Source organism: Desulfobulbaceae bacterium (genome assembly GCA_013792005.1).
Lineage (GTDB): Bacteria > Desulfobacterota > Desulfobulbia > Desulfobulbales > VMSU01 > VMSU01.
This window is the reverse complement of the sequence record VMSU01000230.1, coordinates 33,524-43,328: the sequence shown is the minus strand read 5'-3', so window position 1 is coordinate 43,328 and position 9,805 is coordinate 33,524. Positions and strand designations below refer to the sequence as shown.

Genomic DNA, 9,805 nt, shown 5'->3' with positions numbered 1-9,805 from the left:
TTACAGTCCGGTGAAACCCGAACGTTAAACGCTTCTGGTGAACGATTCACTCAAAAAAAGATGAGAAAATTTACAAAATTAAGTACGCTTGGTGCTGATTACTTTTTATTCAAAGCGCAAACAACAGTGCAAGCCCTGGAGAAGCACAAAACAACAAGGGAATGAGCATTATCGAGTGGCTCCTAATCGTCCGTAACAGCAACAGGAAGCAATGATTACCTCCTTCATTTTCAATAAACTCAAGCAGGCCTGCGCGGATCTGCTGCCCATTGTCCTGGTTATCGCCTTTTTTCAGATTATCGTCTTGAAACAACCGCTGCCGCAAATGGGCGAAGTGCTTTTTGGCGCCCTTCTGGTAGTGCTCGGCCTTACCCTCTTTGTCCAAGGGCTTGAGATGGGTCTCTTTCCCATCGGTGAGGCAATGGCCCACGCCCTGGCCAGAAAGGGCAGCCTCTTCTGGCTCCTCAGCTTCGCCTTTGCCCTCGGGTTCTCAACCACTGTCGCCGAGCCAGCCCTCATCGCTGTCGCTGCCGAAGCAGCAAAAATTGCCAGCGAGGGCGGGCTTATCGATCCAGGCCAGGAGACAATGAACCAGTACGCCTTTGGCCTTCGCATGTCAGTCGCCTTTTCGGTAGGGCTGGCCATCCTCCTCGGTGTGATGCGGATCATTCGCGGCTGGCCCATTCATTATTTGATCATCAGCGGTTATGCTCTCGTCATGCTGATGACCACCATTGCCCCGCAAGAGATCATCGGCATCGCTTACGATGCCGGCGGAGTCACCACCTCCACCATCACCGTACCACTGGTGGCAGCGCTGGGAGTAGGGCTGGCTTCAACCATTCGCGGACGGAGCCCTCTGTTGGACGGCTTTGGCCTGATCGCCTTCGCGTCTCTGCTCCCGATGATCTTCGTCATGGGGTACGGACTCATAATTTTCGGCTAAAAAAGAGGCTCTTGCTGTGGAATTCATACAAGATTTCAGCATAATACTGCTTGCCACCTGCAGGGATGTGCTGCCGATCATCGTTCTGATCACCGGGTTTCAGCTTCTGGTATTGCGCCAACCCATCCCCCATCTGCGCCGTCTTGTTGTCGGTGGAGTATATGTTGTCCTCGGCCTGGCGCTGTTTCTGGCAGGACTCGAAAAGGCGCTTTTCCCACTCGGCAAGATCATGGCAGCCCAACTCTCCGATCCCGCCTTTATCTATGGCGCAAACACCATTGTTTTAGAAGCCGACTGGAAGGCATACGGCTGGATCTACCTCTTTGCCGCCATGATCGGCTTTGCCACCACCATCGCCGAACCCTCTCTCATTGCTGTAGCCTTTAAAGCAAACGAAGTTTCTGCCGGGACCATCAGCCAGTGGGGTTTAAGAATCACCGTGGCAGTTGGAGTCGCCTTTGGCATCAGCTTAGGCACTTTTCGAATTGTCACCGGCACCCCACTCTATCTCTACATCCTGGTCGGCTATATGATTGTCATTTTCCAGACCCTCTTTGCCCCCAAAAGCATCATCCCCTTAGCCTACGATTCAGGTGGAGTCACCACCTCAACAGTCACGGTCCCCTTGGTAGCTGCTCTTGGCCTAGGGTTGTCCGCCACTGTTCCAGGACGAAATCCCGCCCTCGACGGCTTTGGCCTTATTGCCTTTGCCAGTCTTTGTCCAATCATAACCGTCATGGGCTACGCCCAACTGATGCACTGGCTCAGTCAACGAAAAAAATAATCCACGGAGAAAAGAAATGCGCTTTAAACTCATCCTATCCTCAGTCAAGCCTGACATCACAGATAGTATTGTTGATGCGGCTAAAGGAGCTGGAGCCACAGGGGCAACAATCATACCGGCCAGGGGTACCGGTATTAGAGAGGCGAAGACCTTTTTTGGCCTCTCACTGGAGGCACAGACCGATATCATTATGTTTCTTCTCGAAGAACATCTGGTAACAAAAGTCCTCGACACGATCAGAGAGGCGGGGCAATTCCACAAACCCGGCACCGGCATCGCCTTTGTACTCCCTGTCGAACATGTGGTAGGCCTTGAAAGCCAGATGGAAAAATTTAAAGAAGAAGTCAGGGAAAGTTACTTTTAATAAGCCACATTTTCTAGAGGAAGAATATTATGGGAACTGTCAGCACAAAAATCATCCGGGCACGAGACGTGATGCACAAAAACGTTATCTCCATTGACGGCATGGCCACAGCAAGGGAAGCTGCCGCCAAGATGCGCGCTGAAAAAATCTCATCTCTGCTGATCAAAAAACGGCATACCGATGATGCTTGGGGGATTGTGGTCGTTCAGGACTTTGTGAAAGGGGTGATCATTCCGGACCGCTCTCCCAGCGAGGTGAATGTCTATGAAATCATGACCAAACCGATAATCACCGTGCCGGCGGACATGGATATCCGATATGTGGCCCGCCTGATTTACCGGGCCGGCATCCGGCAGGCCCCGGTTGAAGAGGAAGGAAAGATTGTCGGCATGATCTCGCTCTCCTCACTGATTCTTGACAACGATTTCTTTTAGTCCCTGAACAGACAGTCCCCTGCATATCAAATAAAATGAAACGATTACTGCTACTGGCGATAACATGCTTGTCCCTGTTGACCAGCGGCTGCGAAGATGTCGACGTAATGCTGGCCACTGAGGCCGGAATAGATGCCTTTAAGGCCGCAACATTATCTGATGAAGAGGTAAAAAAACTGGCAGCGCAAACTGCGCAGTTTTCCGACAGCGCCAACACCATTGCTACCAGTCAAACGAAGCACTCCCAGCGACTGAAAAAGCTCACTGGCCAACACGTTCAACAGGAAGGTCTTGAATTCGACTTCAAGGTATACGTTAATCCGGAGGTCAATGCCTTTGCTATGGCTGACGGCACGATCCGGATCTACAGCGGACTGATGGAGATGATGAATGATGGGGAACTGCTCTTTGTTATTGGCCACGAGATTGGCCATGTAACAAAAGACCATGTCCGAAAAAAACTAAGAATAGCCTACGCAGCCCAAGCCGTGCGTAAAGGCGCCGCCGCTATCAATAATGAGTTTGGCGTCATCGCCCGTTCTCAGATCGGTGGTTTTGCAGAAAAACTGCTGAACGCTCAATTCTCGCAACAAGAGGAACGGGAAGCTGACGATTACGGACTCTCCTTTCTTGCACAGACTGGACACCAACCAGCAGCAGCCATTTCCGCCTTGCGCAAGCTTGCCACCTTGGGCAACAACCACAGTTTCCTCTCAAGCCACCCTGCTCCGGGCGCAAGGGCAGATCGCTTACAAGCCCAACTCACCCAACAAAAAACAGCAATTGGCCGGACACCCCCTCAACGAAAAAATCTCTGGGCATTTAGCACCGTTACCTTTCCCCCCCGCTGTGGGCTTCTGTGCTTGAATTTTCCAAATAGGGTTGATGGAGTTTGACCGGTGTGCCGCCACGCATGCGCAGATTAAGCATCTCAACCATCACCGAGAAGGCCATGGCGAAATAGATGTACCCCTTGGGGATATGCATATCGAGTCCATCTCCAATCAGCGCCACACCAATTAACAGTAAAAAGCTCAACGCCAGCATCTTGATGGTCGGATGTTTTTCGACAAAGACGCTGATTTTCCCCGCAAAGAGCATCATGAAAAAAACAGCGATAACGACTGCGGCAACCATGACACTGAGCTGGTTGGCCATCCCCAAGGCCGTAATGATGGAATCAAGAGAAAAGACGATATCCAACAGGAGGATCTGAACGATAACCGAAGAAAAAGTCACTCCTACTTTACCAAACGACACCTGACCATTTTCCCCCTCAAGCTTCTCATGGATTTCCATGGTACTCTTCCACAGCAGAAACATCCCCCCTGAAAGCAGGATCAGGTCACGCCCGGAGATCTCATTAGCGAGCAGAGTAAACAACGGCTTGGTAAGCCCCATCAGCCAGGAGAGTGAGAACAGCAGGGCCACCCGGACAAACATCGCCAACCCGAGACCAATCAACCTGGCCTTCTCTTGCTCTTCAGCGGGCAGTTTGCCCGCCTGAATTGAGATAAAAATGATATTATCAATGCCGAGGACGATCTCCAGGGCGGTCAGGGTCACCAAAGCCATCCAGACCTGCGGGTCAGTCAACCAATCCATGCTGTTCTCTCCTTTTGGTTCACTACAGTTAGTGAAAACTATCTTCTCATGCCGAAAGCGACTGCCTCCAATTATCTGCAAAGGCAGCCTTGGCCAAAGACAAAAAAAAACCTTTACCCCCCGGCATAGTAGCCTGGATAAAGGTCTTAAGCGCAAATTTCTCGCCCCTGGCCCAAGGCTCTCAACCGGCATGAGGAGCTGGGGTCGAGGCCTAACAGGTGGTCGATCGTGACTCTCACCTATAGGAAAAAGACTATAAAAAACGGTTGACCAACCTGTCAAGATATTTATCAGAGGATGAATCAACGGCCACTCTAAGGAGAGACCAAGGACGAGCTGATCAATTAAGTATCGGAGAAAGACCCATGATTAATTGGTCAACAATGCCATCATACTGTTTCTGTTCATCGCTCTTGGCATCGGTTTCAATGGATCTAGCCAGTTCGGCCCATGCGGTCAGACCGACATTCAAAAGGACTCCTTTGATGCCGTGGGCAACCAGGGCTAACGTCTTCAAATCACTACTCCTCGCAGCAATTTTCATTTGATCGACTTGTGTTCGTAATGTCTCTTGCAGACCGCTCACCATAGGGTCGAGTTGCTCAGCGCTCACCCCATACGTGGAAACCAGATGCGCCGTGATGAAACCAAGACTTGCCGGCGCCCGTGCCATATCCGTACTGCGCCTATTAAACTGCTCAACTGTTGGCGGTGCAACTGAGGGCAATTCCTGATCGGTTTTCCGCAGCATTCTACTGACAATCAATAAAAAATTATCGTTCACCAGCGGTTTATGTATAAACTCACGAATCCCGACCGCCTTTGCCTTCTCCTCATCAACACTATCGCTATGTCCAGTCAACATAATTACTGGAATATCCGGACGAATCGCTATCATTTTTTCAGCCAACTCAATTCCGGACAATTTTGGCATAGTCTGATCAGTAACCACCAGATCAAATCGCATTGGATCGGCAGCAAAAAGAGCCAGGGCACTCTCGCTATCTATCTCTCCAGTGACCTGGCATCCAATTTTAGAAAGAAGTCGCACCCCCAGTTTAATATTAAGATCAATATCATCAACAAACAAAATATTGGCCTTAATTGGCTCGGTAATCTTCATTGGTTTAACCTCTCCTCGAGAGCCTGCCGCTACCACTTGATTACTAATAGGTAAATAGATTGTAAAAGTACTGCCCGTTCCAATCTCACTGTCAACGGCAATGTAACCGCCATGACTTTTGACAATGCCATGTACCGTGGCAAGCCCAAGGCCCGTCCCTTCCCCCATTTTTTTGGTAGTAAAATAGGGCTCAAAAATTCGACTCATCACTTCTTGCTCAATTCCATGACCAGTATCAGCCACCACGAGTGTTGCATAGACACCAGCAGGGACCTCTGGAATCGTATCCTGACCAATCTCTTCTTCACTGAGCCTGACCTCCAAGACACCACCCGTATCACGCATGGCATGGTAAGAATTAGTGCAAAGATTCATAAGCACCTGATGGATCTGGCTGGCATCGGCCATAACCGGTCGGCACTTAGTGTCAATACTCTGCTTAATTTCTATGGTGACAGGAAAAGTACCAGCTAAAAGCTTAACTACCTCTTTAGTGATATGATGTAAAAACAGCGGTTTCATTCCTTCCTCTACCCCCTTGCTAAAGGCCAGAATCTGCCGGACCAAGGCTGCTGCCCGCTCGGAGGCTTTAAGCACTTCTTGAAGGTTCTGTGCCAACAGGCCCTCTTGGTCAAGATCACCGAGGGTGAGGGAGGTATAACCATGAATGACATTTAACAGGTTGTTAAAATCGTGAGCAATGCCACCGGACAATGTGCCTAATGCTTCCATCTTTTGAATATGATGCTGGTGCTCTTCAGCCTGTTTTCTCTGAGTGATATCCCGAACAAGATAGAGAAATCCAGCAGCTTCACCGTCGATATTTCTGATGGTGGCGCTTACCACCTCGCCGGGAAAGACCACACCGTCCTTTCTTTTGAAATTAATTTCTGCAGGAGACGAGGGCTGCTGACCAGGAGGGACAAAGGGGATGATGCCTTGCTGGCTTAATTCATCAACATGATCATAGATCAGACTGATATCCCGGCCCTGCATCTCTTTATTGGTATAACCAAAAAGTTTTAAAAAGCCATCATTAGTCATCTGGGTAAGATGCTCAAAATTGGCATAAATCATCGCGTCAGGCACGGCATTAAACATCGCCTCAAGCACTCTCTTCTGCTCCAGCATCTCATTCTCGATTGCTTTTTTGACGGTGATATCGCGATTAATTCCCCGGTACCCTGTTAAATCCCCGTGCTCGTCAAATATGGGAGAACCACTGGTTTCCACGATAATTCCGTGGCCCTCATGATGCCGAACAACACATTCAAGACCAAGAAACGGTTGCTTGCTGGCAATAATATCGTCAAAAATTTCGCGGACCTTCTCCACCTCTGACTCATCCAACAAAGAAAACAAGGTCCTGCCAATAATTTCATCGGCTTCATAACCCAACAATTGACCGACTTGGGGGCTGGAAAATATCAACGTCCCCTTGTCATCCACAATCCAAATCCAATCGCTGATATTTTCGATCAGATCCCGATACTGCTCATGGCTGCTTTCCAAACGACACACAGCCTGTTTATTGTCAATGGCCAAGGAGATTGAATCTGCAATCGACCCCAGTGTTCTGAGAATCATTGAGGAGAGAGGGTGCTGAGAGAAAAGGGCCATCACGCCGATCACCTTGCCTGCTAGCATCAAAGGATGGCCGGCAAAGGCCACCATCTTTTCCCGTTTGACCCAGTCCTGATCAACAATTTGCGGATCACCGATCAGTTGATTCGAGAAATAGGGTTGTTTGGCACAAGCTATTGCACCTATCTTATTTTTGGAATCAACCGGCTTGAATCGGGAAGCCCCATCAATTCTGGTATACATTCCGGCGCTGGCCTGCAACTCCAGCATACCCTCATCGGCCCGCATGACCCAAATTCGGGCAAACGCCGCACCCAAATGAGCGACCAGCAAGGAACAGCAGGCATCAAGCATCTCTCTGAAAGCCACATTCCGAGTCAAAGCGGCATTAACTTCAGCCCCCAGGGAGAGCAGTTTGATCTGCTCCTCCATTTTTTTTGATTGCCGCTGGCTTAAATCATCTAATATACGACTCTGCAGCCCGGAGGCAAGCTGGTCGGCGACGGACTTGAGCAGCACCAGCTGGGAGGCAAGATCTTGTTTTTCCTTAAAGCCCAGCCCAAGAACGCCAATGACTCTATCCCCTGAAACCAAGGGTAAGGCAGCAAAGGAGTGCAGGCCGGCATCCTTACATTCCGACAAAGTACACCGGGCATCAGCATGAATATCGTCAGAATAGACCAATTGGCCTTCTGCTGCGAGACCACAGAGACACTGACCAACGGCTTTATACTCGGGCATCATTACTTCCTGCTCAATGATATGAAAATGGTGCATGGCAAGAAGAGAGAGCGCCTCGTCGTACCGCAAATATATAGCTGCGACATCAGAAGAAACTAGGGTGGTAATTTCGTGTAAGGCGTTAGTGGCAAAAAGTTGAGGACTCGTTTTAAGATTAGACAGCCGGCCAAGGGCATTCAAGGTGACCATCTCGGCCATACGCCGCTGGAGCTGCGCTTGTGAGGTCTGCGTCTCAATAAGTTGAGCACCGATCAATCGCCGGTAACTCACCACCACAAAAACAATAAGCCCCAGACTAATAGCAAGCAGAACGTTCTGAACTATACGCAGCTGCCATATTTGAGCAGCGGCTAAGGTTTGCTGGTAGCTCTTTAGCTCGGAAAGCTGCTCATTAACCCCCCAAGACAGTTTGTGAATCTGTGCGTGAAGCTGATGGTCGACATCACTACCATGAACAATTTTGGTCAGTTGGGTTATAACCTGACGCCAAGCCGTCATCCTTGTCTGCAACTCAACGAACAGTTGTTGCCAACCTGTAGCGCCAGCATCAGAAGTATTTTGTGTCCCTGTTTTACCGAAACCACCCGACATGATAAGGATATCTTTCTGGGCACGGTCAAGATGCTGCCACATCGATTGATGCACGTCCGGTTGCATATCCCCGTGATCACCGTCCAAGAACTCATCAAACCTCAGCTGAACGCTCAAGATTTCTCCACCTATCCGTTCAAGCTTGGCAGCAAGTAACAAATTCCGACCCACCACCGTCTGCTCCAGGCGAAAAGCCAGGCCCAAAGACAAGATGATGCCTAAACTGTAAATTACCAACAGCCAATAGGAGTAGGCCGAATAACTGCGCTTAAATCGATCCCATAACATCTCACTCATTGCTTTTCTTATTCTTCCTTTTTAGTTGTTCGAGCAAAGAGGTTTTTGTCGAACCCTGGCTCACAGGCCTAAGAGAGGAGGAAGGTCTCTTACCTGCCGAGGAGAGGGCCGCAAGCAGTGAGGTTTTTGTTTTGGATGGAACTAGTTGCGCCGGGTGAGGAATAGGCGGTGTTGTCTCTTTACGCGCCGCTGGCTCCAGTTCAGCGCCAGCAGAATGGCTCGTTATTGTGGTCTCAGTTTTGGCAAGGGGGGCATAGTCCCTAGGCTCTGAGAGGCCAACAGGCCTTGATTCTGGCGCCTTGGGACTGACAGGATATGAGGCAGGGACATGAGGCTTTGCGGGGTTGACTTTGACTGGTGGGGCAGTGGGCCGCGTTGGCAACGAAGGCATGACATGAAGGGGTGTTGCTGCTGTCTGACCGCGTAATTGATGAAAAATCCCCTTCAGGTAACTGCGGGACTCAAAATCCGGGGCAATCCCAGTCAAGGTTTCCGAGCCACCGATGACCAGAGCACCATCCGGCTGCAAGACCCGGGCGATTTTTTGAAAAAGCCTGACCTTATCTGACTGGTTGAAATAAATTGCCACGTTGCGGCAAAATATCAGATCGAATTTTCCACCCAAATCGGCAAATGGTTTCATTAAATTCATTAACTTAAACTGGGCTAGACTCCTCACCTCATCTCTGATTCGCCAATCCGTGCCAACTTGCGAAAAAAATCTTTTCCGATAATGCAGAGGCAGCCCCCGATCCATCTCAAACTGATTGTACTTCCCGTAACTTGCCTGGGCAATAACCTTGTTAGCGATATCAGTGCCCAGGATATAGATGTCGTACCTGGACAGATCGCCAAACATTTCAATCAAGGTCATGGCAATGCTGTAGACTTCCTGGCCAGTAGAACAGGCCGCACTCCAGACCCTGATAGGTATCTTGCCGGACTGGAACACTTTCTTTCGCCGATCAATAAGATCAGGGATGATCTTGTTGCGCATCAGGTCAAAAGGGGTAGTATCCCGGAAGAAAAAAGTCTCATTGGTGGTCATCGCCTCGACAATCTCATGCACTAACTTGCCGGATTTGTCTGCCTTAGCTTGAGCGTATAATTGCATAAAGGAAGGATAGCCATGCAAACTTAGTAACGGGCTAAGCCTGGTTTCCAAGAGATAGCCCTTATCCTTGTCTAAATGCAGGCCTGAGACATCAAAGACCAGTTTAGAGATGAACTGTGTTTCTTCGGCACTGATTGATTTCATCTCAATCCCATAAATTATATGTTGTTCAAACGCCTGCTCTACTCATTGCTCAAGGCCCCGTAAACATTCAGCAGCACT

Annotated in this window: 8 protein-coding genes; 5 read left to right on the top strand and 3 right to left on the bottom strand. The window is 49.5% G+C overall.

The genetic code is table 11. The features are described from left to right. The first annotated feature begins 211 nt into the window (after positions 1-211). Genes FP815_15080 through FP815_15060 form a run of 5 tightly spaced genes read left to right on the top strand, consistent with a single transcriptional unit; the run spans position 212 to position 3,424 of the window. Entirely contained in the window at positions 212-946 is a 735-nt protein-coding gene (locus FP815_15080) for a DUF1538 domain-containing protein (protein ID MBA3016253.1), read from the top strand. A 16-nt stretch (positions 947-962) separates the two neighbouring features. Beyond that, complete coding sequence (locus tag FP815_15075; protein ID MBA3016252.1) at positions 963-1,730, top strand: DUF1538 domain-containing protein; 768 nt, start codon at positions 963-965, stop codon at positions 1,728-1,730. A 16-nt stretch (positions 1,731-1,746) separates the two neighbouring features. Beyond that, positions 1,747-2,094, top strand: a complete 348-nt coding sequence (locus FP815_15070; GenBank protein ID MBA3016251.1) for a P-II family nitrogen regulator — start codon at positions 1,747-1,749, stop codon at positions 2,092-2,094. A 29-nt stretch (positions 2,095-2,123) separates the two neighbouring features. Continuing rightward, entirely contained in the window at positions 2,124-2,528 is a 405-nt protein-coding gene (locus FP815_15065; GenBank protein MBA3016250.1) for a CBS domain-containing protein, read from the top strand. Between the two features lie 35 nt (positions 2,529-2,563). Beyond that, complete coding sequence (locus FP815_15060; GenBank protein ID MBA3016249.1) at positions 2,564-3,424, top strand: M48 family metallopeptidase; 861 nt, start codon at positions 2,564-2,566, stop codon at positions 3,422-3,424. Here FP815_15060 and FP815_15055 read toward each other — a convergent pair. The 3 genes from FP815_15055 to FP815_15045 all read right to left on the bottom strand — a co-directional run bounded on the left by FP815_15055 (position 3,360) and on the right by FP815_15045 (position 9,727). After that, on the bottom strand, positions 3,360-4,133 hold the full coding sequence (locus FP815_15055; protein ID MBA3016248.1) for a TerC family protein: 774 nt from the start codon (positions 4,131-4,133) through the stop codon (positions 3,360-3,362). The two genes, FP815_15060 and FP815_15055, sit on opposite strands and share 65 nt — an antisense overlap. 340 nt (positions 4,134-4,473) lie before the next feature. Next, entirely contained in the window at positions 4,474-8,469 is a 3,996-nt protein-coding gene (locus FP815_15050; GenBank protein ID MBA3016247.1) for a PAS domain S-box protein, read from the bottom strand. Beyond that, positions 8,462-9,727 carry a methyltransferase domain-containing protein gene (locus FP815_15045; protein ID MBA3016246.1) on the bottom strand — a complete coding sequence of 422 codons (1,266 nt, stop codon included), beginning with the start codon at positions 9,725-9,727 and terminating at the stop codon, positions 8,462-8,464. Before FP815_15045 ends, FP815_15050 begins: the two co-directional genes overlap by 8 nt. Positions 9,728-9,805 lie beyond the last annotated feature (78 nt).

Bases quoted from the DNA above. Each gene is read 5' to 3' on its own strand.
- FP815_15080 (MBA3016253.1), top strand. From the start codon at position 212: ATGATTACCTCCTTCATTTTCAATAAACTCAAGCAGGCCTGCGCGGAT.
- FP815_15070 (MBA3016251.1), top strand. From the start codon at position 1,747: ATGCGCTTTAAACTCATCCTATCCTCAGTCAAGCCTGACATCACAGAT.
- FP815_15065 (MBA3016250.1), top strand. From the start codon at position 2,124: ATGGGAACTGTCAGCACAAAAATCATCCGGGCACGAGACGTGATGCAC.
- FP815_15060 (MBA3016249.1), top strand. From the start codon at position 2,564: ATGAAACGATTACTGCTACTGGCGATAACATGCTTGTCCCTGTTGACC.
- FP815_15055 (MBA3016248.1), bottom strand. From the start codon at position 4,133: ATGGATTGGTTGACTGACCCGCAGGTCTGGATGGCTTTGGTGACCCTG.
- FP815_15050 (MBA3016247.1), bottom strand. From the start codon at position 8,469: ATGAGTGAGATGTTATGGGATCGATTTAAGCGCAGTTATTCGGCCTAC.
- FP815_15045 (MBA3016246.1), bottom strand. From the start codon at position 9,727: ATGAAATCAATCAGTGCCGAAGAAACACAGTTCATCTCTAAACTGGTC.